This is a genomic window from Hamadaea flava, assembly GCF_024172085.1.
In the GTDB taxonomy this organism is placed as follows: domain Bacteria; phylum Actinomycetota; class Actinomycetes; order Mycobacteriales; family Micromonosporaceae; genus Hamadaea; species Hamadaea flava.
This window is the reverse complement of the sequence record NZ_JAMZDZ010000001.1, coordinates 7,705,641-7,730,001: the sequence shown is the minus strand read 5'-3', so window position 1 is coordinate 7,730,001 and position 24,361 is coordinate 7,705,641. Positions and strand designations below refer to the sequence as shown.

26 protein-coding genes are annotated in these 24,361 nt (G+C 69.8%); 7 read left to right on the top strand and 19 right to left on the bottom strand.

Going from position 1 to position 24,361, the window contains the following annotated elements:
* Positions 1-1,290 (bottom strand): ABC transporter substrate-binding protein, encoded by a 1,290-nt coding sequence (locus tag HDA40_RS36155; RefSeq protein ID WP_253762363.1) that lies wholly within the window; start codon positions 1,288-1,290, stop codon positions 1-3.
* Positions 1,291-1,323: 33 nt separating this feature from the next.
* Positions 1,324-2,925 (bottom strand): FAD-dependent oxidoreductase, encoded by a 1,602-nt coding sequence (locus HDA40_RS36150; RefSeq protein WP_253762362.1) that lies wholly within the window; start codon positions 2,923-2,925, stop codon positions 1,324-1,326.
* Between the two features lie 228 nt (positions 2,926-3,153).
* On the opposite strand from HDA40_RS36150, the gene HDA40_RS36145 reads away from it, so the two are divergent.
* Both HDA40_RS36145 and HDA40_RS36140 read left to right on the top strand, forming a co-directional pair.
* Positions 3,154-4,851 carry a DUF4127 family protein gene (locus HDA40_RS36145; protein WP_253762361.1) on the top strand — a complete coding sequence of 566 codons (1,698 nt, stop codon included), beginning with the start codon at positions 3,154-3,156 and terminating at the stop codon, positions 4,849-4,851.
* A 175-nt stretch (positions 4,852-5,026) separates the two neighbouring features.
* Positions 5,027-5,389: a hypothetical protein gene (locus tag HDA40_RS36140; protein WP_253762360.1), complete on the top strand. Its 363-nt coding sequence runs from the start codon at positions 5,027-5,029 to the stop codon at positions 5,387-5,389.
* Between the two features lie 108 nt (positions 5,390-5,497).
* Here the strand turns inward: HDA40_RS36140 and HDA40_RS36135 are convergent, their stop codons facing one another.
* The 7 genes from HDA40_RS36135 to HDA40_RS36100 all read right to left on the bottom strand — a co-directional run bounded on the left by HDA40_RS36135 (position 5,498) and on the right by HDA40_RS36100 (position 13,055).
* Complete coding sequence (locus HDA40_RS36135; RefSeq protein WP_253762359.1) at positions 5,498-6,322, bottom strand: M55 family metallopeptidase; 825 nt, start codon at positions 6,320-6,322, stop codon at positions 5,498-5,500.
* A 103-nt stretch (positions 6,323-6,425) separates the two neighbouring features.
* Entirely contained in the window at positions 6,426-6,989 is a 564-nt protein-coding gene (locus HDA40_RS36130; protein ID WP_253762358.1) for a hypothetical protein, read from the bottom strand.
* 277 nt (positions 6,990-7,266) lie between these two features.
* A complete protein-coding gene (locus HDA40_RS36125) occupies positions 7,267-8,703 on the bottom strand; it encodes a hypothetical protein (protein WP_253762357.1) in 1,437 nt (478 codons plus the stop codon).
* A gap of 127 nt (positions 8,704-8,830) precedes the next feature.
* A complete protein-coding gene (locus tag HDA40_RS36120) occupies positions 8,831-9,616 on the bottom strand; it encodes a methyltransferase domain-containing protein (protein WP_253762356.1) in 786 nt (261 codons plus the stop codon).
* 358 nt (positions 9,617-9,974) lie between these two features.
* Positions 9,975-11,087, bottom strand: coding sequence for a glycosyltransferase (locus tag HDA40_RS36110; RefSeq protein ID WP_372503082.1), 1,113 nt, complete (start codon positions 11,085-11,087; stop codon positions 9,975-9,977).
* Complete coding sequence (locus HDA40_RS36105; RefSeq protein WP_253762355.1) at positions 11,084-12,040, bottom strand: glycosyltransferase family 2 protein; 957 nt, start codon at positions 12,038-12,040, stop codon at positions 11,084-11,086. Before HDA40_RS36105 ends, HDA40_RS36110 begins: the two co-directional genes overlap by 4 nt.
* 187 nt (positions 12,041-12,227) lie before the next feature.
* Positions 12,228-13,055 carry an alpha/beta fold hydrolase gene (locus HDA40_RS36100; protein ID WP_253762354.1) on the bottom strand — a complete coding sequence of 276 codons (828 nt, stop codon included), beginning with the start codon at positions 13,053-13,055 and terminating at the stop codon, positions 12,228-12,230.
* A 59-nt stretch (positions 13,056-13,114) separates the two neighbouring features.
* Between HDA40_RS36100 and HDA40_RS36095 the strand changes: the two genes are divergently transcribed.
* Positions 13,115-13,630, top strand: coding sequence for a P-loop nucleotide/nucleoside kinase family protein (locus HDA40_RS36095; protein WP_253762353.1), 516 nt, complete (start codon positions 13,115-13,117; stop codon positions 13,628-13,630).
* On the opposite strand, the gene HDA40_RS36090 is transcribed toward HDA40_RS36095, so the two are convergent.
* The 5 genes from HDA40_RS36090 to HDA40_RS36070 form a co-directional block, all read right to left on the bottom strand.
* Positions 13,610-14,200 carry a TIGR03086 family metal-binding protein gene (locus HDA40_RS36090; RefSeq protein WP_253762352.1) on the bottom strand — a complete coding sequence of 197 codons (591 nt, stop codon included), beginning with the start codon at positions 14,198-14,200 and terminating at the stop codon, positions 13,610-13,612. The two genes, HDA40_RS36095 and HDA40_RS36090, sit on opposite strands and share 21 nt — an antisense overlap.
* A 104-nt stretch (positions 14,201-14,304) precedes the next feature.
* Positions 14,305-14,583 (bottom strand): adhesin, encoded by a 279-nt coding sequence (locus HDA40_RS36085; RefSeq protein WP_253762351.1) that lies wholly within the window; start codon positions 14,581-14,583, stop codon positions 14,305-14,307.
* Positions 14,584-14,813: 230 nt separating this feature from the next.
* The gene (gene map / locus HDA40_RS36080) at positions 14,814-15,581 is read right to left on the bottom strand and encodes a type I methionyl aminopeptidase (RefSeq protein ID WP_253762350.1); all 768 of its coding nucleotides are present in this window, start codon (positions 15,579-15,581) and stop codon (positions 14,814-14,816) included.
* A complete protein-coding gene (locus HDA40_RS36075) occupies positions 15,578-16,378 on the bottom strand; it encodes an alpha/beta hydrolase (protein ID WP_253762349.1) in 801 nt (266 codons plus the stop codon). Before HDA40_RS36075 ends, map begins: the two co-directional genes overlap by 4 nt.
* A gap of 243 nt (positions 16,379-16,621) precedes the next feature.
* Positions 16,622-17,602: a LysR family transcriptional regulator gene (locus HDA40_RS36070; RefSeq protein ID WP_253762348.1), complete on the bottom strand. Its 981-nt coding sequence runs from the start codon at positions 17,600-17,602 to the stop codon at positions 16,622-16,624.
* Positions 17,603-17,663: 61 nt separating this feature from the next.
* Here HDA40_RS36070 and HDA40_RS36065 point away from each other — a divergent pair, with 61 nt between their 5' ends.
* Positions 17,664-18,143, top strand: coding sequence for an anthrone oxygenase family protein (locus HDA40_RS36065; protein ID WP_253762347.1), 480 nt, complete (start codon positions 17,664-17,666; stop codon positions 18,141-18,143).
* Here HDA40_RS36065 and HDA40_RS36060 read toward each other — a convergent pair.
* Positions 18,140-19,027, bottom strand: a complete 888-nt coding sequence (locus HDA40_RS36060; protein ID WP_253762346.1) for an SDR family oxidoreductase — start codon at positions 19,025-19,027, stop codon at positions 18,140-18,142. The two genes, HDA40_RS36065 and HDA40_RS36060, sit on opposite strands and share 4 nt — an antisense overlap.
* Positions 19,028-19,114: 87 nt before the next feature.
* Here HDA40_RS36060 and HDA40_RS36055 point away from each other — a divergent pair, with 87 nt between their 5' ends.
* Positions 19,115-19,687 (top strand): TetR/AcrR family transcriptional regulator, encoded by a 573-nt coding sequence (locus HDA40_RS36055; RefSeq protein ID WP_253762345.1) that lies wholly within the window; start codon positions 19,115-19,117, stop codon positions 19,685-19,687.
* Here the strand turns inward: HDA40_RS36055 and HDA40_RS36050 are convergent.
* Positions 19,677-20,087, bottom strand: coding sequence for an organic hydroperoxide resistance protein (locus HDA40_RS36050; RefSeq protein WP_253762344.1), 411 nt, complete (start codon positions 20,085-20,087; stop codon positions 19,677-19,679). The genes HDA40_RS36055 and HDA40_RS36050 overlap by 11 nt on opposite strands.
* An 89-nt stretch (positions 20,088-20,176) precedes the next feature.
* Between HDA40_RS36050 and HDA40_RS36045 the strand changes: the two genes are divergently transcribed.
* Together HDA40_RS36045 and HDA40_RS36040 are read left to right on the top strand one after the other, a co-directional pair.
* On the top strand, positions 20,177-20,755 hold the full coding sequence (locus HDA40_RS36045; RefSeq protein WP_253762343.1) for a TetR/AcrR family transcriptional regulator: 579 nt from the start codon (positions 20,177-20,179) through the stop codon (positions 20,753-20,755).
* Positions 20,756-20,813: 58 nt separating this feature from the next.
* A complete protein-coding gene (locus HDA40_RS36040) occupies positions 20,814-21,578 on the top strand; it encodes an aminotransferase class IV (protein WP_253762342.1) in 765 nt (254 codons plus the stop codon).
* A 21-nt stretch (positions 21,579-21,599) separates the two neighbouring features.
* On the opposite strand, the gene HDA40_RS36035 is transcribed toward HDA40_RS36040, so the two are convergent.
* The 3 genes from HDA40_RS36035 to HDA40_RS36025 all read right to left on the bottom strand — a co-directional run bounded on the left by HDA40_RS36035 (position 21,600) and on the right by HDA40_RS36025 (position 24,350).
* Positions 21,600-22,487: a siderophore-interacting protein gene (locus tag HDA40_RS36035; RefSeq protein WP_253762341.1), complete on the bottom strand. Its 888-nt coding sequence runs from the start codon at positions 22,485-22,487 to the stop codon at positions 21,600-21,602.
* A gap of 76 nt (positions 22,488-22,563) precedes the next feature.
* Positions 22,564-23,337 (bottom strand): ABC transporter permease, encoded by a 774-nt coding sequence (locus HDA40_RS36030; RefSeq protein ID WP_253762340.1) that lies wholly within the window; start codon positions 23,335-23,337, stop codon positions 22,564-22,566.
* Positions 23,334-24,350 (bottom strand): ATP-binding cassette domain-containing protein, encoded by a 1,017-nt coding sequence (locus HDA40_RS36025; protein ID WP_253762339.1) that lies wholly within the window; start codon positions 24,348-24,350, stop codon positions 23,334-23,336. Before HDA40_RS36025 ends, HDA40_RS36030 begins: the two co-directional genes overlap by 4 nt.
* Positions 24,351-24,361: the final 11 nt, after the last annotated feature.

Sequence of the window (24,361 nt, the reverse complement as noted above, 5' to 3'; positions counted from 1 at the left end):
TCAGCTACCCGTGCTCAACAGCGGCTCGACGGCCTTGCAGACGCCGGCGAGCGCGGCGGGAACGTCGGCTCCCGGCTGGTAGTAGGTGTCCATCGCGGCGCGGACGGCCTCGTCGATCTTGGCGTACCCGAGGTGGCTGGCTTTCACGGCGCCGTTCTTGATGCCGTTGACGACGACGCTGTCCAGCTGCTCCGCGGTCAGCAGCGGGTTGGCTGCCTTCAGACTGGCCGCGTTCAGCAGCGACGTACGCGGCGGCGGGAAGTACTGGGCCAGTTTCGCCGAGTTGGCCGGGTTGCTGAAGAAGGCGAGGAAGTCCGCGGCCGCCTGCGGGTGCTTGCCCTTGCCGAAGGCGCCGATGCCGGCCTGCCCGAACAGCTGCTGCGCGCCGGCGGGGCCGGCCGGCAGCGGAGCGACGCCCCACTTGAACTTGGCGTCCTTGAGGGTGGCGGCGCGCGAGATCTGCGTGACAGTCATCGCCGAGTCGCCGGCGAAGAAGTCCGCCGCGGTGCCGGGCGGCGGCATCGCCTTGTCGGTGTAGACCGCGTTGTGCAGGAACGTCATCGCGTCGATCATCGGCTGGCTGGTGAACTGGCAGGTCTTGCCGTCGGCCGACCACGGAGCCGCGCCGTAGCCCGCCCACAGGGAGGCCAGGTTGTCCCAGACCTTGTAGTCGAAGTCGCGGATCACCAGGCCGAACTTCCCGGGCTCGGCGGCCGGCACCTTCGCGGCCGCCTGCTCGGCGGCGGTCCAGGTCCACTGGTTGGCCGCGACCAGCTGGTCGGGGGTCTGCGCGCCGGCCTTGGTGAGCATGTCGGCGTTGTAGAACACGACGAACGGCGACGTCGAGAACGGGTAGCCGTAGAGCTTGTCGCCGGCGGTCCACAGCTTCGTGGTGGCCGGGGCGAGGTCGTCGTAGTCGTAGCCGGCCGTGCCCTTGAGGGTCGGGGTCAGGTCGGTCAGCGCGCCGGAGGAGACGAAGTCGGGGGCGTCCTTCTCGAAGATCCACGCCAGGTCCGGCGGGTTGCCGCCGGCCACCTGGGTGGTCAGCGCCGTGGTGTAGCTGTCGAACGGCAGCGCGTCGAACTTCACGGTGACGTTCGGGTGGGTGCTCTTGTAGTCGGCGGCAATCTGGTCGAACAGGGCCAGCTGGTCCTTGTTCGCCGTCCAGACCGTCATCCGCAGCGAGACCGGGCCGTTGTCGTCTTCGGCCTTGTCACCGCCGCCGCAGCCGGCGGCCGCGAGGGCCAGACCAGCCGCGAGTACGCCGGACATCCAGCGCAGGCGCTTCATATCCTTGTCCTCCAGGGGAAATGGTGGGGGTTCCTAGTAGCCCGTGATCCGGGGCCAGGCGAGTTCGACGCCCTCGCGGGCCAGGCCGGCCCGGAAGTCGTCGAGGAGACCGGCATCGGTGTGCACCGCTGTAGGGGTGGTGGCGTTGTCGAGGCAGTAGGCGGCAAGCGCGCCGGCCGCCTCCCCGACGTTCCACTCGACCGGGTGCAGCCGATAGCAGCCGTTGGTGATGTGGGTGGTGCCGATGTTCTTCGCGGCGGCCAGCAGGTTGGTGGTCCGCTGCGGAATCAGTGCGCCCAACGGAATTTCGAAGGGGCAGCAGCCGACGTCGAGGTAGGTGTCGCCGTTGGTGGTCGGGTGCAGATCGATGCGGTACATGCCGATGCCGATCGAGTCCGGATAGGACACAGCGCCCCGGTCTGCGCGTACGGCCAGGGAGAGGTCCTGCTCGACGACCGTGGTCAGGGCCCGGATCCGCCGGGATTCGCGCAGATAGGGGGCCTGGGCGAAGCCGTCGGCCGTGCCCACGACATCGCCGCGCAGGCGCAGGCCGGGGAAGCCGGTGCCCCCGTCCGGGCGGGGTGCCTCCGTTTGCAGCCAGTAGAGCAGGGACAGCGACAGCTCACGGGACTCGGCGTACGCGAGCCGGGCCTCGTCTTCGGGCACGTCGATGACCGGCCGCACGAAGTAGTCCATCTGCGGCCAGTTGACGAGCGTGATGTCGCTGGCGTAGGCCCCCTCGGTGAACAGCCCGCGGGCCACGATCCGCCGGTAGGTCCACAGGTTGGGCCCGCTGGCCACCTGGCTCTGGTCCGCCACCACGTTGAGCGGATCGTCGCCGGGGTTCGGGACGAACGCGCCCGTCACCGGTTCCAGTGTGCGGGGGTCGGGCCAGCTCAGCGACAGCATCCGGTCGGGCCAGGAGTCGGGCTGATAGTCGCGCCAGCGGGCGTACGCCGCCGGGCGGTCGATCGTGTGGTCGCCGTCGACGTGGTCGAGCGCGAAGCACCAGGACAGACCTTGCCAGTTGGCGGGCTGGGCCTCGATCGGCGCACTCGGTTCGCCGGTCTCGGAGCGCGCCTCGGATCCGGTGACGTACTCGACCCCGGCCAACGGCAGCAGATCGCCGGCCTCGGTGGCGTCCAGAATGTATGGCGCGGTCGCGGTCAGCTGGGCGCCGGTGTGAACGTGCCGCAAGGTGACCGCGCTGATGCGGTCGCCGTCGACGTCGGCGGCCACCGGGCGGTAGCCGCGCAGGATCCGCAACGCGCCGCCGCTCTCGTACGGGGCGAGCATCGCGTCGATGACGGCCGCCGCGGCTCGGGGCTCATGGCACAGCTTGCTGACCCAGCCGGCGCCCGGGTTGAGGTCTGGCCGCGCGCGAGCCGCCGCGGTCAGCGGGTACCAGCGCCGGTAGTGCTCACGGATGCCCTCGCGCAGGGCCCGGTAGCTCGCCGTCACGCCGAAGCGCTCCACCCAGGGGTGCTCGTCCGGCGGGACCGCCTGGCTCGTGAGCTGGCCGCCGAGCCACGGGTACTCCTCCGTCAGCAGCACGCGCCGCCCGCGGCGCAGGGCCGCGAGGGCGGCCGCGACCCCGCCCAGTCCGCCGCCGACGACGAGGACTTCGCTCGACATTTCCACCACGATTGGCCCCCAGAGTTCTAGACCTCATCTGCTCAGGTCTAGACCACAGTCGTCAGCGAAACTGCCCTTGTCAAGGCCATCTTCGGTGCCTGTGACTCGGAGCACAGCTTGACTTCGCCGGAAATCCGGGTCTAGCGTCGGTCGCCTTAGGTCTAGACCTGTTTCTTCTAGGACTAGACCACAGAAACTCCGGTATGCACCCCCATGAACGGAGGATCCGTGCGCATCACCCGATCCCTCGGCGCGATGACCGGTGCCGCGACGCTCGCCGTCGCCGTACTGGCCGCCGCGCCTCCCGCCTCCGCGAGCGGACCGTCGGCCGCGCGCCCCGGCGAAGCCCGCCCGCTGGCCCGCGTCGCGCTCGTACCGCTGGACGACCGACCAGTCAACCTGCTCGCACCGGCCGCCACGGCGTCCCTCGCCGGGCTGGCGGTCACGACGCCGCCTCGCGAGCTACTCGGCCGCTTCACGACACCCGGCGACCCCGTTGCCGTCGGCCAGTGGCTCACCAGCCAGAAGGACGCCGACGCGTACGTGGTGTCGACGAGCATGCTCGCGTACGGCGGGCTGGTCGCTTCGCGTACGGCGGCGATGTCCGAGGCCGACGCCCGGTCTCACATCCAGCCGATCAAGGCGGTCCGCCAGGCCCATCCGGACAAGCCGCTCTATGTCTTCGACACCATCCAGCGTCTCGCCCTGACCGGCCTGACCGTCGGCGGCACCGACTACGCCACCCTCGTACGCGAATGGGCGATCCTCTACGACCAGGTCGTCAACCTGGGAATGACCCAGTACCAGGCGCAGCTCGACGCCAAGCGCGCCCAGATCCCGGACGAGGTCCTCGCCGACTACCTCGCGGCGCGGCAACGCAACCACGACATCAACGAGCAGATGGTCTGGTGGGTGGCCGACGGCACGATCGACGACCTCGTTCTCGGCGAGGACGACACCGCGCCCTACGGGCTGGAACGGGCCGAGCGCGTTCAGCTCGAACAGCTCGTGGCCCAGCTCGGCGTCGGCGACCGGGTGCAGATCTTCCCAGGCGCCGACGAGATCGACGCCCTCCTGGTCGCGCGCTATGTGCTGACCAAGCTGAACGTGCACCCGTCGGTGGCCGTCCAGTACGCCGGCGTCAACGGCAGCGCGTGGACCGCGGCGCTGGAAGACATCCCGTTCGCGGACAACATCACGCGGCATCTGGCGGCGCTCGGCTTGAAGGTTGATCCAGCGTCTCCCGTCCACCTGCTGGTGAACACGCCCTCGGCGGCCGGCGCCGACCGCGGCGGCGATCTCGACAAGTTCGTCGCCCAGGCCGCCGAACTGCTGGCCCAAGGCAAGGGCGTGATCGTGGACGACCCGGTCATCGTCAACAAGGCCGACCACGACCTCGTGACGCGGATGCAGGACCGCCTGCCGTTGCTGGACCTGCTCGGCTACTCCGGCTGGAACACCGGCGGCAACTCGCTCGGCCTCGCCCTGGCCGAAGGTCTGTCCCGGTATGCCTTCCTGGAGTCGACCCGGCAGCCGCTGCGCCACGGCATCACCCCGGCAACCGCGCTCACCGCCGCCAACGCGCATGTGGAGTACCTGCTCAAGCGCTTCATCATCGACGACCGCTGGAAGAACGACGTCCAGCCGGCGGCCATCGCGTACGGGCAGTCACAGGGCTGGAACACCAACAACCTGACCGACGACCAGTACGCGCCGATGAACCAATGGGTGGTCGACCATTTGACGCCGGTCACCCAGGACTACTTCGACCGATACTTCGGCGGCCGCCGGGTTCTGGTGGGCTACCTGCTCGGCCACCCGGTCACCGCCCGCGTCGCCAGCCTCGATTCGGTGACGGTGCACCTGCCGTGGCCGCGCCTGTTCGAGACGGAACTCCAGGTCTCGACGAGCCTGAAGCTGATCTGAACCGCATGGTCAGCCGCACCCGACGACAAGCGAAGGGCCTCCGCCTTCACCGGCGGGGGCCCTTCCGCCAGCGGGGGTTCGGGCCAGCACCGTTCAGGAGCCTGGCGAGGGCGCCGCTGCAGATGACGTGGGCCGGGAGCACGAGGGCCAGGTCGATTGTCGATAGGCTCAGCCCATGCCAGAAACGGTCTCCGGCAGCCCTCGACTCCGGCAACTACACGAGCTGACCGACGTCTTCGGCTTCCTCGAACAAGTACGTCTTCGTCCGGGCATGTGGGTGCGGTCGCTCGATGAGCTGCAATCGATGCTGATCGGGTACCGGGTCGCGCTGGAAGTCCATGGCATCGGAGAGGATTTCGAGTTTTGGCCGACTGGCGCTTTCGCCGAGTGGCTCTGGACGAAGCTGGGACGGCACAGTTCCCTTGGCTGGGCTACGGAAATCGGCCGCGAGGCCGAGGCCAGAGGCGTGAGCCCGCTGAATCTGTTCTTTACGTTCGTGGATGAGTTCCGGGCCAGCGACCGCACCAGAAATGCCTGATCAGCTTCGCCCCGATCTCCGCGACCACTCGACATTGGTACCCGCGCGCCAATCGCCGACTGCGCACCACGACAGCGACAAGCCGCAACCTTCGTGGAACCGCTGAAGTCAGCTCTCGACCAGTGAACGAGTGAGGTAAACGAGCGCGATGAACGCCTGGAAGAGAGCCAGCGGTTCGTCTCCTGTGAACGCCACCGTGACGAAGTCCAGGCGTCGTACGCCTTGGATCCAGGTTGCCTGCTCGGCCATGTCCGGCGAGGTGAACCGCACCTCGATCGTGGCGGGCAGGGTGATCTGGGGCGGCACCAGTTCGCCCCGCCGGGCCAGCGCCTCGCGTACGCCGTCGCGCACCAACTCACGGGCCGCGTCGGGGTGGAGATTGCGTGCCGCGTACCGGCTGATCGATTCCTTGACGACGATCGTGGCCACGCCAGGGCAGAACGGTTCGGCTTCCGGGCCGACGTACTGATCGCCGGTGATGACCGCGACCGGAACTCCGAAATGCTGGGCGACGAGAGCGTTCAAGCCTGCTTCCCCGGTCGGAACGCCGTTGAGGCGTACGTCGGCGATGGCCTTGGGGTTGTAGGTGTGCGAGAGGATCCCCGGTGTTCCGGCGGCCGAGTGGTAGCCGAGGAAGACGATCGCGTCGAACGAGTGGTCGAGGCCCTGCATCATGTAGAGCGGCTTGACTCGGCCGGAGAGGTACGCCGCCCGACCGGCCAGCAGCGACGGCGGCAGGTTGCGCATCACTGAATGAGCGTCGTTGATCAGTATCTCAGTCCCGCCGGCCGCGATGATGCCCTCGATCGCGGCGTTGACCTCGCCGAGCGCAAGGTCGCGGCCGACCGCGTAGTCGTCGCCGTCGGCGACGCACTGCTGCCAGTCGACGATGCCCGCGACGCCCTCCAGATCCAGCGAGACGAAGATCTTCATGAGGCCGAGCGTCCCATGATCTGCTCGCCTAAGGAAGCATCTGGCACGAAGCAGCGGTGATCATGAGCCTCGACTCCTTGCGATCATCTGGATCGCGGGTCGGCTACGCCGGGCGCGCCACCACGGGCGATGCGCTCGTGTTCGGCGGCACCCACACAGCTTCCACAGCGGCCTCGAACTCGGCGGACGGTTTCATGACATCGACCGATAGACCGTCCCGGCTCAGCCGAGCACGCGCGATCGACTGCCACCGCGACAGCACCAGAACTGCCCAGCCGGCGACGCCCGCCAACAGCGCGCCGGCAAACGCCCACGAGCTGCTGCGGTGTTCCGCCGGCCCCGCATAGGTTGTGTCCGCCGCGTCCAGGCCGACCACGAGAAAGGCCAGCATGAGGCCCATGAGCACGAAGCCGGCCGCCATCCGCAGGTAGCGCAGTGATCTGCAGCGAGCGCAGAAGGCCCACCTCGGCGCGGTGACGACCCGGCGCGTTGCGGCACGGACCGCAAGGAACACGATGCCGCCGAGCGGGATCAGCGCCCAAGTCCACGGCGCCGGCGCCGATTCGATTGCGACCGAAGCGGTCAGTTCAGCCTTCGCTCCGTGGCGCGCGCAGACTGCCGGCTGCGAACCATGCGTAACCCATGCGACGGGGATAGACGTGTGCATCGCAGCTCCTAGCCAGCTCAGTTATGAAGTCAAGATGCCGGAACGAGGACGTTTGGTGGCCGCACCGCGATAGTGTCCGGCAACTCAGCCCGCGGCGCCAGCCGCAGAATTCCATCGGCCCGGGCGGGCTGGAGGTGCAGTTGCTGACCGGCCAGTGGATCAATCCAGCAGCCGCATCGCACCGCATCAACAGCCCGCCCAGGTGCCCGAGCAGAATCTGGACCGTTCCGTCCGCGACCCTTACAGCAGCAGCCCTGCGCTCATCGTTGCCCCATTCTTACGACACGGGCGCGCCCGGACCGGTGCTGAGAACCGTCACCGAGTATGGAGCCAGCATCCGCGAGCTGCCGATCAGCGCGTTGTCATGACGGCTGCGCAGGCCGCTGTCACCAGGCTGGAAAGAGTGCACGGTGGTGCCCCGGCGGATCTTCTGACCGGCAACGTCCAGCTGTACGCGATGCGCCCGCGTCGGGTCGGTGTTGACGAGCAGGACGGCGATGCTGCCGTCGGGCCGCCGGCTGGCGTACGCGAGCACCGACTCGTCCGTCGAAGCGGTCCGCAGCAGCACCCCGCCGCGCCCGGCGACCTCGGTCGCGAGCTGAATCCCGAAGTACGACGGATAGGGCGTGTCGTCGGCCACGTCGCAGCCGGTCGACGCGCACCCGCTGGCGAGCAGGCCGAGGTCACCGGTGGGGAACGACCAGTTGTGCAGCGCCCACACATCGACGCTCTCCGCGCCGTTGGCCAGCAGGGACAACGAGTGCGCGGCGAGGAACAGCGCGTTGAACGGTGCGATCTGGTCCGGCCCCGCCGCTGTGGCCGAGTTCATCTCGCCGATCATGATGGCCGTTTCCGGCCCGGCGTACTCGTCGACCATCGCCCGGGTGTCCGGCAGGATCGCCGGGATCGCGTACTCCGCCGCGGCGAGCAGGTCGGCCGGTGCGCTGCCGATGAAGCTCGACGGATACCAGTGCAGGTCCACGTAATCGATGGCCTGTCCGGCGATGCTCAGCACCGTCTCGTTCCAGTCGCGGAAGGGGCTGGGATCCGGTCCGGCGACGAACAGCCCGACGCCGATCCTGATGCTGGGGTCGACAGCCTTCATGGCCCGCGAGTACGCGACGACGTTGGCCGCGTACGCCTGCGGGCTGCGGTCGGTGTGGGCGTCCGGCTCGAAGTTCATGTCTTCGAAGTACCCGTTGAGGTAGACCTCCTCGCCGATCTCCCAGTCGCGGACGCCATACCCCCGGACCTGGTTGGCGTAGTGCACCCAGGCGGCTGCTTCGGCGGCCGTACCGGTGCCGTAGTTGACATGGACCATCATGTCCGCGCCGGAGGAGCGGGCCACGGTGGCGTACTGGTCGAAAGTGAACTGCGGCGGCAGCGCCGCGTAGTCCGACGGATGCTCCGCGATGTCGGGATCCGGGCTCAGCGAACCGTCGGCCCAGTGGTAGAGGTCGCTGATCGGGCCGCCGTTGAAGACCAGCCTGCGCAGACCCGCCTGGCGCAGGAGACCCGGGACCGCGGCGTTGGTCAGATTCGGGTTCGACAGGTAGGTGTTGACGCCGATCGCGTGCTGGTCGAGCGCCGCGATCGGCTGGTCGGCCCGGACGGTGATCTGCGCCGATGTCGCGGCGGCCACCGGTGACGCCAGACCCGCCGTCATCGCCAGCACCGATGCGGCTGCCGCCGTCACGTGCATGATCCGTCTCATCTGGATAGTTCCTTCCCTCGGTGTTCGCCTTGCCCTGCCATGATCAGCAGGAACGTGCAGGGCGAGCAACGGAAGAAAGAAGGCGCGGTATCCGACTAAAGTCTAGGGTGCGCTACGCGGCCGGAGGTCAGTGCTGCCGGATGTGGACCGTCACAACAACCTGGCTGTCTCGGGTGAAGCTCTCGCCGCCGTAGCCGCCGTACTGCTCAAGACTCTGTAACCCGGCCAGCTCGGCCATGAGTTCGAGTTCATGGGGCCACACGTAGCGGCTGTGAACCGAATGCATGGTCACACCAGTCGTCGGCGAGAGAGTCGACACCTCGAACTCGATCGTCTGGGTAACCAGGTTCAACCTTCCGGTCTCGAGGACAGTGCCGTCGCCCCGCCGGCCTAAATGGCGTACGCGACGCCCCTGCTTGTCGAACGAGCTCAAATCCGGCACCGGCATTTCGAGGACAAGGCGTCCCGCCGGTGCAAGCACCGAGGCTGCCGCGGCCAGGCAGCGTCGCTGCGCGTTGGCGTCGGGCAGCGCGGTCAGCGTGCCGAACACGCAGTACACCAGGTCGTATGGCACCCCCTCGGATGCCGACGCGAGCAGATCGGCGTCAGTCATGTCGCCGAGTGTCGCGTGGAGTCGGTCCGCACCTGGCTTGGTACGCAGAACGTCCAGCATCGCCGGCTCCAGGTCTACCCCGAAGACCTTGACGCCGCGTTCGGACAGCGGAAGGGCCACCCGCCCGGTTCCGATGCCCAGGTCCAGCGCGATCGGCTCGGCCGCACCGGTAGCCCTGGCCTGGCCGGATAGGAAGGCGGCGGTGTTCAACGCCCGGCTGTCGATGGGAAAGAACTCGTCGTAGAGCGCGGCCGCGGGACCGCCGTAGGTGTCCTCATTGGTGGTCACGATGCCGACCATGACATGACGGCCTGAGGTGACACAAGGACGACGGTCTTGCCCGCCAGCGGTGACAGCAGGCCGTCGTCGAGGTGACCGACCTGGGACCAGTCGTGCCCGTGTACGAGACCAGCAAGAGCCCTCAGGGCCATCCGAGCATCGCCACTGCGGCGACCCTTTCCAGCTCGTGCCGATCCGCACCGTCGCGGGCGGACTGCGGAATACCCTGGAGCACCGAACCGTGTAGAGCCCCAGCATTGCCGGAGTCGTCGCGTTCCTCGCCTCCGACGACGCACGGTGGGTCACCGGCCAGCGCCTCGACGCCACCGGGGGAGCCCTGCTTTAGGGGCGCGGAAGTCCGTCGTCAGCCGGGATCCGGTCAGCGGGGCCGGGCGACCGAGTCGTAGATCTTCTCCAGTTCGGCGGTCTGCCGGGCGAGGTCGAAGTGCTCGGCGACGTACGCCCGCGCCCGCTCGCCCATCGCGTCGCACAGCGCGGGGTCGGCGAGCAGCCGCCGCAGGTCGGCCGCCAGCGCGCCCGGGTCGCCTTCCGGGCCGAGCAGGCCGGTCTCGTCGTGCCGCACGGCCTCGGGAATGCCACTGTGCATGGTGGACACGGTGGGCAGCCCGTGCGAGGCGGCTTCCAGGATCGTCGTGGGCAGGCCCTCGCTGTCGCCGTCGGCGGCGGTCTTCGACGGCGACACGAAGATCCGCGACTCGGCCATGCTGCGGCGGACGACGGAAGGGTCCTGCGGGCCGAGGAAGGTCGCGTCGAGCCCTAGTTCGGCGGCGCGCTGCCGCATCGGCTCTTCGAGGGGGCCGCCGCCGATCAGCAGCATCCGCGGCTTCCCCGGCACCTGCGCGGCGGCGGTGAGCAGGTCGTCGACGCCCTTCTTCTCGACGAACCGGCCGACGAACAACAGGTCCCATCGTTTCTCGGCGAGAGCGGCGGGCGGTGCCGGGTCGAGTGCGACTCCGGTGTGGTGTACGCGTACCTTCGCCGGATCGGCCCCCAGCTCGATGGTCTTGTCGCGGATGTAGCTGGAGACGGCGAGGATCAGCGACGCGCGGGCGAACACCGTACGCAGATGGTGGCGGTAGCGAACGCCGCGCGGGCCGGACTCGCGGGGCAACCGGGTCACGTCGTAGCCGTGCACCGTGACGATCAGCGGGATCCTCGACTCGGCCGCGTCGGCGCTGATCATCCAACCGTCCCCGGCGAAGTGCGCGTGCACGAGATCGGGGCTCAGCCGCCGCAGCGTGGCCCGCAGCAGGGCCGAGCGTCCGGTGAGTTTGAGCGCCAGCAAGGCCCGGCGGCCGACCGACGTCTCCGGGAACACGATCAGGTCGGAGTCGGCCGCGACCGGTGACTCGACCTTCACCGCGCCGCCGAAGGTCGGTTGCCATGCGGTCAGGGCAAGGCCCTGCGCGCGGACGAACGTTTCCGAGGCGGGCAGCATGCTGCTGCGCCAGATGAGGACCGAACCGCTCACACCAACTCTGCCTGGGGACTGGAGGTTCTGGACAATGCCTTGTCGCGCAGCGTACGCCGCAGGGCGGGCGGGATCAGCCAGATCTGCAGGAAGGTCACGTAGTCGATGAACCCGGGCCGGCCCTTGCGCTGGGCTTCCCGCAGCAGCAGCCAGAACACCTTGAGGCTGTGCGTCGGCGCCGCCATCGAGCTGACGACGCTCATCACGATCGCCGCGTACGCCTTCTTGGTCACCAGCGACTCGTTGCGCCGCAGCCAGTCCAGCGACTGCTGCCATTTCTCCTCGAAGGTGATCCGCGGCCGGTTCTCGTCCTGGTACCAGATCACCAGCGGCTCCTCGACGTAGAGCAGCTCGGTGCCCTCAGTGCCCAGCGCCCGCAGCACCCAGTCCATCTCCTGCATCCGGGGCACCTTCGGGGCGAACGGCACCTGCCGCAGCACCTCGGTCGGGGCCATGATCGTCGAGGTCTGGATGAACCCCTCACCGTGGAACAGGCCCCGGCGGACAGTGAAGTACTCGCTCCACGGCTCGCCTGGCTGGCGCAGCCGGCGCGGCATGGCGTACTCGGCGCGCGGGGTGCGGTTCAGCAGGCGGCTCGCCACGATCGGGCGCGGAGCGTCGGTGGCCTGCGCCGCGGCGAGCTGCTTCGCCAGCTTCTGCGGCAGCCACTCGTCGTCGTCGTCCAGCATGGCCGTCCAGGGCGCCGTCGCCGCGCGTACGCCGGTGTTGCGGGCGTTCTGCGCGCCGCCCTTCTCCGGCAGTTCGATCACCCGCAACCGGCGATCGCCGAGCCGGGTCAGCGCCTGGCCGGTCGCCTCGTCCGGGCCGTCGACGACCACGATGACCTCCAGGTCGGCCATGGTCTGCGCCAGTACGCTGCGCACCGCGCGTACCACCAGCTCGGGCCGGCCGAAGGTGGGAATGACCGCGCTCACCCGTGGACTGACCTGCATTCGGCTGACGCTAGGTTCCGATCACGTCGCGAAGGTTAACGACAGGCTGCCCCGTGGCGTACGCGGAGCTGCCATAACGTGGCACCCGGTTTGTCCCGGCCCGACAGATGATCTAGGCGGGAGACGGCTGCCTGGGCAACATCTCCCGCCTAGATCGACTCGATGAGGCGTCAGCTCAAAACGACCGTCAGGCCTTGAGGAAGGCCAGCAGGTCGCCGTTGAACTCGTCCTGGTGCGTCGCGGTCAACCCGTGCGGCGCGCCCGGATACACCTTCATCTCGCTGTTCTTGATGAGCTTCGACGACTTGTTCGCCGACGCGACGATCGGCACGATCTGGTCGTCGTCGCCGTGGATGATCAGCGTCGGCACGTCGATCTTCTTGCAGTCCTCGGTCAGGTCGGTCTCGGAGAACGCCTTGATGCAGTCGTAGGCGCCCTTGAAGCCGACGGTCATGCCCTGGAGCCAGAAGTGATCCCGAAGTCCCTGGCTCACCTTCGAACCGTCCCGGTTGGCGCCGTAGAACGGCATGCTCAAATCGTGCCAGTACTGCGACCGGTCGCGTTCCACACCGGCGCGGATGTCGTCGAAGACGCTGCGCGGCAGACCTTCCGGGTTGGCGTCGGTCTGCAGCATCAGCGGCGGGATCGCGCCGACCAGGACCGCCTTGGCGACACGGTCGGTGCCGTGCCGGGCCATGTATCGGGTGATCTCACCGCCGCCGGTCGAGTGCCCGACGAGCACGATGTCGCGCAGGTCGAGGGCTTCGATCACGGCGGCCAGGTCGTCGGCGTACGTGTTGAGGTCGTTGCCCTCCCAGGGCTGGCTCGACCGGCCGTGGCCGCGCCGATCGTGGGCGACTGCCCGGAATCCGTTGGAGACGACGTACCACATCTGGTCGTCCCACGCGTCCGCCGTCAGGGGCCAGCCGTGGCTGAAAACTACCGGCTGTCCGCTTCCCCAATCCTTGTAGAAGATCTTCGTGCCGTCTTGGGTGGTGACCGTTCCGGTACTCATTCGTCCGAGCGTATTCGCAGGTCAGACGGCGTGTCCGGGGTTTGTGAGATCCTCGCTCGGTGGCTGACCTCCTGCTGATGGTGAACGGCTTGCCGGGCTCGGGCAAGACGACGCTGGCGACCGGACTGGGCGCTGCGCTGGGCGTACCCGTGATCTCGAAGGACGTCGTGAAGGACGGCCTGCGGGCGCTCTTCCCGGCCGTGCCGGCGCGGGCCTTGGGCGCGGCCGCGATGGAGGCCGCCTACCAGCTGGCCGCGGGCCTGCCCGGGACGATCATCCTCGAATCGTGGTGGTTCCGGCCGCGCGACCTCGAGTTCGCGCGGGCCGGGCTGCGCGGCACCCCGGTGGTCGAGCTCTGGTGTGAGGTTCCGGTCGAGATCGCCAGGCAGCGGTACGCGAACCGCGACCGGCCGCCGCACTACCAGGACGACCAGCGGCTGGCCGACTCGTGGCCGGAGTGGGCGAAGCGGGCCGAACCATTGGCGCTCGGGCCGGTGCTGCGCGTCGACACGTCGACCGACGTGGACTTCGCCGGGCTGCGAGGGCGGATCGAGTCAGTCGGGCCAGACCGGTGACCGGCCGAGGTGCGCCACGATCCGGTCGAGCGGCGCGGCCTGCGGATCGACGGCCACCGCGCGGCTGAAGAAGGTGCCGCGGTTGTCTCCGTCCGGAATGGACTCTGCGATCGCCAGCGACTCGGCGAGCACCTCGTCGTCCAGCTCATACCCCACGCCCAAGGTACGCGCGACGTCCCAGCCGTGCACGACGGCGTCGATCAGGTGGGCCCGGACGGCGCTGGGTCCCTTGATGGGCTGGCCCGTGGTGAACTCGGGGATCACGAAGGCGCGCTCGAGCACGCCGACTTCGGCTAATGCCTGCTCGACGTCGGCAGCGGCCTCGGCGTAGCGGGCGATCGCCTCGTCACCGTGGTACACCGGGCGCCAGTCGGCCACGGTGGTCACCGCGCCCCGCGCCGCCCCGGCGAAGCCGCTGTCCTGCACGGTCATGTGTGCGAGCAGATCGGCCAGCGTCCAGCCCGCACAGGGCGTCGGGCGGCCCAGCTCGGCCGGCGTCGCCTGCGCGACGGCGCCCCCGCACGCACGCATGGCCCGGCTGTGCAGTTCCTGGAGCGTGTTGATCGCCATGGCGAAATGCTAGCCGGGGCGTCCGACACTGCGGCGCCCCAGCACGGTCTTCAGACCGGCTGGGGCGCCGCAGGCAGAGCTATGCGAGGTGCTTATCGATCGGCTTACTGGTCGGCGAGGACGAACTGGATCTCGCCGCCGTCGGTCATCGTGGCGTCGATCATCTTCTCGTCCAGCAGCAAGGTGGCGTCGGAGTCCAGGAACAGCAGGGCGTCCCCGCTGGACAGGATCTGATCTCCGTCGGCGGGCGAGGCGACGAGGCTGAGCTGCAGCGTGCCCGCACCTTCGCCGGACGAGATACGCAACCCGGACCCGTCCGGGATCTGGGGTGCGTCGGTCAGCGCGCGGATGGCGTCCGCGGCGCGCTCGGTTACGGCAAGCATGTGGAGAGCCCTTCTTGTGACGACTCTGGGCAAAGCTCCAACGTGCCCGTATCCGGCCGCCTATTCAAGCGTTTCGCCGGGTTTATCCATCTGACTTCAGGGTAGGCCGCGCGCATTTCGGCTCGTCATCGGCATTTTCCGGGCCTCGCCACGGCAGCGTGTCTCCGGTCGCGGTCACGGCGAGGTGTCGTGTCCCCGGGCGCCATCACGCCACCGTGTCTCCGGGTCGGTCACGGCAGGGTGAGGATGACCGGGCCGTCGCCCGTGACCGCGACCGAGTGCTCCCAGTGCGCCGCGCGGCTGCCGTCGCCGGTGAGGACCGTCCAGCCGTCCCGGGCGGTCCGAGCCCGGTCGCGGCCGCTCTCGATCAGCATCGGCTCGATCGCCAGCACCATGCCCTCCCGCAGGCGTACGCCGCGTCCGGGCCGGCCGGTGTTGGCCAGGTGCGGGTCCTCGTGCATCTTCGTGCCGATGCCGTGCCCACCCATGTTCGGCGGCACGCCGTACCCCGCGCCGCGGGCCACCGTCTCGACCGCATGCGAGATGTCGCTGAGCCGCCCGCCGACGGCGACCGCCGCGATGCCCTCCTCCAGCGCCAGCCGGGTGGTCTCGCTGAGGTGCCGGGCCCGGTCGTCGAGGTCGCCGACGCCCACCGTGATCGCGGCGTCGGCGTGAAATCCCTCGACGTACGCCCCGCAGTCGATCGACAGCAGATCGCCGTCGCGCAGCACCCGGCCGTCGGGGATGCCGTGCACGATGGCGTCGTTGACCGACAGGCACAGCACGCCGGGATACCTCGTCGACGCCCAGGTGGGCCGGTAGCCGAGGAACGACGGGTCGGCCCCCGCCGCGCTGATGAGGTCAGCGGCCAGCTCGTCGAGTTCGCTCAGGCTGACGCCCGCCCGGGCCGCCTCGGCGACGGCGGCCAGCGTACGCGCGACGACACGCCCGGCCTCCCGCATCGTGGCGATCTCGGACGGGCTCTTCAACCGGATCATTTCAGGACGTCGTCGAGGAAATCGATGCTCGTGTCGATCAGGCCGCCGATGTCGGCGTACCCGACGAAGCAGTGGTCGCCGCCCTCGGCCGGGACGACGTCGCAGCGTACGCCGACCGCCCGAAGCGCGTCGGCGAGCCCGACGGACTGCGCGAACGGCACGATCCGGTCGTCGGTGCCGTGCACGGCCAGGAACGGCGGCGCGCCCGCGTGCACCCGATGCGTCGGGCTGGCCTCCCGGGCGGCCTCCGCCACCGTCCTCAGCGCTCCGCCGAGGTACATGGCCACGTTGTCATTGGGATCGTCACGTCCCTGCAAGGCGAGGAAATCGGAGACGCCGTACCAGTCGACGACCGCGTGGACGGCGGTGTCGCCGCTGCCCAGCAGGCCCGCCAGCGCGGCGAGCTGACCTCCGGCGGACTCGCCCAGCGTGGCGAACCGGCCCGGATCCAGCCCGAAGCGGCCGGCGTTGCCCCGGACCCAGCGGATGGCCGCCTGAACGTCCTCCAGCTGCGCTGGGAACGGCGCCTCGCGGCCGAGCCGGTAGTCGACGTCGGCGACGGCGTAGCCCCGGTCGATCAGGCGCTGATGGAAGCCGAACGGAGTGATCGAGTCCGGCAGCCAGACCCGGCTGCCGGACATCCACCCGCCCCCGTGCACCCAGAACACCACCGGGAAGGGCCCCTCACCCGCCGGAATGTGCAGATCCAGCTGAAGCGGGCGGAACCCGAGCGGGTCGGCGACAACGATGCCCGGGTGCGTCACCGTAGGTCGGGGCATGAACGGCAGAAGATCCATGCCCCCAACCTACGCCCGGCAAGTCTCCCCAGTAGGTGGTGGCAGACGCGACGGCACGCACCGCACCGCAGGTCTGCCCTGGCGGGGCACGGCCGCCGAGGGGAGTCGAACCGGAGTCTTATCCGAAGGGATCAAAGGGTGTAGAAATCGCGTTTCATGCCGCGAACGTTAACGGGATGATCGCCTCGCCGAGAGTTGTCACCGAGGTCTTAACGCTCGGAGTAACACCGGTGTCATCGCGTCTCATCGCGCGGCGTGCGGCTCCGGGTTCCCTCGCAGCCATCGGGTGTACGCACTGCTCCGGGCCACCGCGTCGGCGTACGACGCCCGCGCGTGGCCGACGACCTGATCGGCCGCGGCCGAGGCGGCCGACCCCGGCCGCCACCCGATCAGATGACGCCACCGCAGCCCTTCGGAGCGCAGCGGCACCACCGCGACCCCGGGCGACCCCCGGAACGTCGGCTGGCACAACGCGACCGCGTCCCCGGTACGCACCAGGTCGATGCAGCCGCCGACGTCGGTCTCGAAGATCGGCCGGGGAGTGAACCCGGCGCGGGCGCAGGCCGCGGCGAAACAGTCGGCGAAGCAGCCGTCGCCTGGCGTGGCCGCCCAGAAGGCGTCCGCGAGCTGGGCGAGGTCGACCTCGTCGCACGCGGCGAGCGGATGGTCCGCACCCAGCAGGATGAACACCGGCGCGTCGGCGATCAACTCCCACGACAGCCGTACGCTCAACTCCGCCCGCGACTCGCCGAGCGCGCCGCCGCACATCCCGACCAGAGCGAAGTCCAGTTTGTCGCCGAGCAGCATCTCTTGCAGCTCTACTGTGGACCAGGACGGGTGCGAGGTGATCCGTGCGGCCGGCTGGTCGGCGCTGAGCCGGGCGACGAGCCCGCCGATGAGCGGTCCGTTCACCGCGCCGAGCCGGTACGCCGCCGGTTCGGCCGGCTGCGACAGGCTTTCGGCGAGGCGGGTCGCCTCCTCCTCCAGCCCTTGCGCCGCCGGAAGCAGCACCCGGGCCCGCGCCAACACCAGCTCGCCCAGCTCCGTCGGGCGTACGCCGGTGTGGTCCCGGTCGAACAACCGGCCGCCGAAGATGCGCTCGATCCGTTGCAGCTGCGTGGTCAACGCGGGCGTGGCCAGGCCCAACCGGGCCGCGGCCTTGGTGACACTGCCCGCGTCGGCGATTTCGCACACCGCCCGGAGGTGGCGGAGTTCCACCCGCATTGGATGATGCTACGACTGAAGCCGCGGCCTATACCAGGTCACCGTTCACTATCGTGGGGACGTGGACTTCACGACGTTCGTAGTCATCCTCGCCGGGACGCTCACCGCGCTCACCGGTGGCCTCATGTTCTGCTTCGCCGTCGCGAACAACCTCGCGTTGAAGCTCGTCGACGACCGGACCTATGTGACGGTCGTGCAGAAGACGAACCTGCGAATCGTGAACCCGGTCTTCATGCCCGCCTTCCTCGGACCGGTCGTGCTGCTTCCGCTGGCCACGATCCTGGCCGCCGGGACGGACGCGTTCGGCTGGCTGCTCGCCGCGTCCGTCGCGTACATCGTGGGGCCGTTCGGCGTCACGGTCAGCCAGAACATCCCGCTGAACAAGCGCCTCGACGCGGTCGACGTACGCACGGCGTCCGATGCGGACCTGGCCACCGCCCGCGGCTGGTTCGAACAGCCGTGGATCGCGCGCCACACCGTGCGTACGGTGCTGGGCGTGGTCGCGATCGTCCTGGTCCTCATCGGCGCAACCCGGCTCTAGCGGAGGTAGTGCGGGAGGTCGGCCAGCAGCCCCGGCCCGGTCGGCGTCCAGCCGAGCCGCTCTCGGGTCAGCGCGCTGGATGTGGGCGCGTCGAGGGCGAAGAACTGGGCGATCCAGCCGAAGTGCTCCGCCGCGTCCTCCGGTGCGACCGAGACGACCGGCAGGCCGAGTCCGCGTCCGATGACCTCGGCGATGTCGCGGGTCGCGATCCCTTCTTCCGCCACGGCGTGCACGACACTTCCGGCGGGCGCGTTGTCCAGGGCGAGGCGGACCGCTGTGGCCGCGTCGAGCCGATGCACTGCGGGCCACCGGTTCGCGCCGTCGCCGACGTGGCCGGCCGCTCCGCGCTGCCGGGCGATGTTCACCAACGTCGTGGTGAAGCCGTGGTCGCCGTCGCCGTGGACCGTCGGCGGGAACCGCAGCGCGACCGTGCGAACACCCCGGTCGGCGTACGCCAGGGCGAGGGTCTCGCCGCCGCCGCGCGGTGTGTCGGGACCGCTGAACGGGCTGGGGTCGAGTTCGGTGGCGACCCGGCCGGCGGCCAGGCGGGCCACGCCGGAGGCGAACAGGAACGGCCGGTCGGTGCCTTCCAATTCCTTGCCGATGGTCTCGACGGCGGCGCGTTCGGTCCGCCCGGCTCCGGCGTAGTCGCTGAAGTCGTGCTTGAACGCGAGGTGGATGACGCCGTCAGCCTCCTCGGCCCCGGTACGCAGGCTGTCCAGGTCGTCGAGGCTCCCCCGGCGCACCTGTGCGCCGGCCTCGGCCAGGGTTCGGGCCGACTCGTCGGACCGGGCGAGCCCGACGACCTCGTGGCCGGCGGCCAGCAGTTCGGGAACGACGGCTGAGCCGATCCAGCCGGACGCTCCGGTGACGAATACCCGCATGTTGCACACACTCCCAAGGTGATGTCAGCTTATGACATCGACGCTAGCACGCGATGTCAGAAGCTGCCATCACCTACACTTGCTCGCATGGGACGCTGGGAGCCGGACGCGCGGGGACGCCTCGCCCGGGCCGCGTTGGAGCTGTACGCCGAACGCGGCTACGAGCAGACGACGGTGGCCGACATCGCCCAGCACGCCGGCGTGACCGAACGCACCTTCTTCCGGCACTTCACCGACAAGCGGGAAGTGCTGTTCGACCGATCCAACACGTTGCAGGACGCCATGGTCGCCGCGATCGCGGCCGCCCCGGCGAGTACGCCGCCCGTCGAGATCGTCGTCGGGGCGCTACAGACGGCGGGAGCGATGCTGGAGGAGCGCCACGACTGGTCCCGGCGACGGGCGACGGTCATCGCGGCGAACCCCAGCCTGCTGGAGCGCGAGCTGCTGAAGCTGGCCGCCTTGGCCACCGCGGCCGGGGAGGCGCTGCGCGGCCGGGGCGTACGCGAACCACGGGCGAGCCTCGCGGCCGAGATGGGCGTGACCGCGTTCAAGGTCGGCTTCGAGCGCTGGGTCGCCGAGCCGCCGACCCAGCGCATGAAGCTGGCCGACTGCATCGGCGACGCCCTAGCCGAGATCCGGGCGCTGACAGCTACTCGATGACCAGCTCCACCGGGATGTTGCCCCGGGTCGCGTTCGAATACGGGCACACCTGGTGGGCCGCTTCGACCAGTTCCCGGCCGGGGTCGCCGGCGAGGTGGTCGGGCAGCTCGATCCGCAGCACGACGGACAGCCGGAAGCTGCCGTCCTCCTCGCCGTGCAGGCCGACTTCCGCGGTGGCGGCGCTGCCGCTCGCGTCGATCCGGCGCCGCCGGGCCACGGCCTGGAGCGCGGAGATGAAGCAGGCCGCGTAGCCCGCCGCGAACAGCTGCTCGGGGTTGGTGCCGTCGCCGTCGCCGCCGAACTCCTTCTGCAGGGCCAGCTTGACGTCGAGGCGGCCGTCGCTGGTCACCGCACGGGTGTCCCGACCGGCCGAGGTGGCGACCGCGGTGTACAGGCTCATGAAACGCACCTTTCGAAGGAGGAACTAGACAGACCTGTCTGTCCAGCGATGAGCCGAGACTAGACAGACCTGTCTGGTAAAGTCAAGCCATGGCAACAGTCACGGAGAGCACAGCGGTCAAGGAGAGCCCCGCCCGGCGGCGCATCCTCGACACCGCGACCGCGCTCTTCTACGGCGAGGGCGTGCACGGTGTCGGCGTCGACCGGATCATCGCCGAGGCCGGCGTGGCGAAGGCGACCTTCTACCACCACTTCCCGGCCAAGGACGACCTCGTCCGGTCCTATCTGGACGAGCAGTACGCCCGCCAGCGGGAGGCGTTCACCGCCGTCCGCGCCCGCGCGCTGACGCCGCAGGAGACGATCACCGCGATCTTCGATTTCATGATCAAGTTCGGTGCCGAACCCGGCTACCGCGGCTGCCCGTTCATCAACGTCGCCGCCGAGTACCCCGATCCCCGGGATCCCGTCCGCCAGATCGTCGAGGCCCAGCGCGTGTGGACGCGGGCGACCTTCCGGGAGCTGCTGGCCGCCGCGGGCGACCCGGAGCCGGATCGCGCGGCGGGCGTACTGATGCTGCTGCGCGACGGCGTCGCGGTCGGCAGCGACCTCGACGACACCGAGGCGTTGCGCGCCGTCACACGGGACGCCGTAGCCCGCGTACTGACCTAGCCCGCGAGCAGAACAGGCCGCGCATGAAACACAACCGCGCTGAACTAGGCTGACGCGGGTGGATCTGATCACCGTCGAGGTCGACGGCGCCGCCGCGACGCCCGCCCAGTTGGAGACGCTGGCGTTCGCCCCGTTCGGGCACTTCACCGCGATGCAGGTCCGCGACGGCCGGGTCCGCGGCCTCGACCTTCACCTGGCCCGGCTCGCCCAGGCCGACGACGAGCTGTTCGGCGCGAAGGTCGACGGCGAGCGCGTCCGGGCGCTCATCCGGCACGCGCTGGGCGATCTCGCCGACGCGTCGGTGCGCGTACTGAACTTCGGCGACCAGCCGGGCGATCCGGTCACCACGGTGGTCACGGTCCGCCCGCCGTTCATCGCCCCCGTGACGACCAGCCTGCTGCCCGTCGACTACTCGCGTACCGTGGCGCATCTCAAGCGCACCAACGACTTCGGGCAGGCGTACTGGGGACGGCGCGCGGCTCGCGCGGGCTTCGGCGACGCCCTGCTCGTCACCCCGGGCGGCGCGGTGGCCGAGGCCGGGATCGCCAACGTCGGCTTCTGGGACGGCGCGGCCATCGTCTGGCCCGAGGCCCCCATGCTCCGCGGGATCACCCTCCAGGTGGTTCAGCCGCGGCTCGCGCTCCCCCAGCATCATCAGGTGATACGCCTGGCGCAGCTCACCGATTTCCCCAGCGCGTTCGTCACCAACTCGCGCGGCATCGCGGCCGTGACGCGGATCGGCGACCACGAGTACGCGGTGGACGCCGAGCTGATGCGCGAGCTGCACCGGGCGTATGAGTCGGCGCCGGCCGACCTGATCTGACTCACGCGCCCTCAGGCGCCCTCAGGCGCCCTCGGCCTTGCCCTGACGCCAGTAGCCCATGAACGCCACCGAGCCCCGGTCGAGGCCGTACTCGGTGACCAGCGCCCGGCGCAGGGTCTTGATGACGGCGGCCTCCCCGGCGAGCCAGGCGTACCGGCCGTCCGGGACGGTCTCCGGGACCTCCCAGAGCAGCTGCTGATCGACGTCCACATCCTCCAATGTGGAGGAGTTCGCGCCGACCGGCACGGGGAGCATCCGTTCGGCGGCTGCCCGGACCGCCTCGATCAGGCGTACGCCGTGCGTCTGGCCGTCGCGGGGCAGCCAGGTCACGGTCACCCCGGCCGGTGCGGCGATCGGGAGGTGGTCGCCGGCGACCGGCACCTCCATCAGCGCTACGCCCTGGGCGTCGGCGGGCAGCCGTTCGAGGATCCCGGCGATCGCCGGTACGGCGGTCTCGTCCCCGGCCAGCAGGACGCTGCCGAGCACGGCCGGCGGATGGAAGTCGATCCCGCCGTGTACGCCGTCGTAGCGCGCGTCAGGCCCGTAGACGGCCAGTTCGTCGCCCGGCTGGACCTCGCTGGCCCACTTGGACGCCGGGCCGGTGACGCCGTGCAGCGCGACGTCGAAGTCCACCTCCGCCGGCACGGTCCGCACTGCGCGAACCGTGTACGTCCGGATCGGATTCTGACGTTCCGTTGGCAGGGCACGCCATTGTGCGTACCAGTCGCCTGTCGTCGGAAGATCGCTCACCCCGCGGCCCGGTAGCGGGAGGAGCAGCTTGAAGCGCTGGTCGTAGCCGTTGTCGGCGAAGTCGCGCAGCGACTCGCCCTTGAGCGTGACCCGGACGAAGGAGGGACTGAGCGGCGTGACCCGGGCGACACGGACCGGGAAGATGCGGAACGGCGACACGACCGCAAGGATAGGTTAGGCTACCCTCACTGTGTCAAGCTGGGGCCGCAAAACCCGCGGCCCCAGCGCCTCGATGTCAGATGGACTTCTGGTAGCCGCGGAAGCTGCGGATCGACAGCGCTACCAGCGCGAGGGCGAGCAGGAGCAGCCCGCCGCCGAACCGTGCCGTGGCCGCCCAGTCCGGACTCGCGCTGAGCGCCGTCCGACCGATCTCGACCGCCCAGTTCACCGGGTTCGCGGCGGCCGCGTGCCGAATCCATCCCGGCATCAGCGCCGCGGCCATGAACGCCGTCGACAGGAAGGTCAGCGGCAGCAGCAGGAAGATGCTGAGCCCGATGATCGTCTCGCGCTGGCGCACCGCCAGACCCATCGCGGTCGACAGCCCGTTGAACACCGTCCCCAGCAGTACGCACGCCGCCAGCAGCGCCGCGACCCCGGCGAGCCCGCCCGGGAACTGTGCCCCGGCGAGCCGGCCGAGCACCACGATGATCAGCGACTGGACGATCGTGCTGACCGCCGCCTCGATGACCCCGGCGTTGACGATGGCGCTGCGCCGGATCGGCGCGACCAGGAAGCGGTTGAGCGTGCCGCGTTCGATCTCGTCGATGGCGCCCATGCCGGACCACATGTTCGCCGAGACGGCGTTCATCACCACGACGCCCGGGATCAGATAGTCCAGGTAGGACCCCGCGCCGAAGCCGGGTAGCTCGACGATCCGCTTGAACAGGGCACCGAACAGGAACAGCCACACCGCCGGCTGCACGAGCGTGATGACCAGTACGCCGGGCTGCCGGAACAGCGCCTTGAGCCGACGGTGCGTCATCCACCAGGTCTGCGTCAGCAGGTTCATGCCACCACCTCCAGCGTGTTCGCGGCCGTCTTCTCGGCGGTCTTGTCGGCGGTCTTGTCGGCGTTGAACCGGCGTCCGGTGTAGCGCAGGTACACGTCGTCCAGCGACGGCCGGGCGACCGTCACCGACGCCACCGGTACGCCCGCGCGGTCGAGCGCGGCGAGGATGCCGGGCACGGCCGCCGCCCCGTCGTCAGCCCGAGCACTCACCGTCACACCGTCCACAGTGATCTCGCGTACGCCCGGCAGACCGCCGAGCACCGTCGCCACCTCGGTTCCGGCGGCCTGCCGCAGCCGCAGATGGACCGCGTCGCCGCGCAGCTCGCCCTTGAGCGTCTCCGGTGCGCCGTCAGCCACGACGCGACCGGCGTCGACGATCGCCAGCCGGGCGGCCAGCCGATCCGCCTCATCCAGGTAGTGCGTGGTCAGCACGACGGCCAGCGCGTCGTCGGCGGCCAGCCGGGCGATCTCGGTCCACATCGCCGCCCGCGCCTCGGGGTCGAGCCCGGTCGTGGGCTCGTCCAGGAACAGCACCTGCGGCCGGTGCACGAGGCCCAGCGCCACGTCCAGCCGCCGCTGCATGCCGCCCGAGTACGTCTTGACGGCTCGCCCGGCCGCGTCGGTCAGACCGAACCGGTCCAGCAGCTCGGCGACCCGCCTCTTGAGCGGTACGCCGGACAGCCCGTACAGGCGGCCTTGCAGCATCAGGTTGTCCCGCCCGGTGGCGGCCGGATCGGCACCCGAGCGCTGCGCCACGACGCCGATCACCCGGCGTACGCGGTCGGGTTCGCGCAGCACGTCGAACCCGGCGACGGTCGCCGTCCCGGCGTCGGGCCGGGCCAGCGTCGTCAGGATCTTGATGGTGGTGGACTTGCCGGCGCCGTTCGGGCCGAGCAGCCCGAACACCTCGCCCGGCTGGACGGTCAGCGACAGCCCGTCCAGCGCCCGGACGTCGCCGGGATAGGTTTTGACGAGGGCCTCGGCCACGACGGCCGGCCCTGGGATGTCTCGCATCTTCTCCTCCG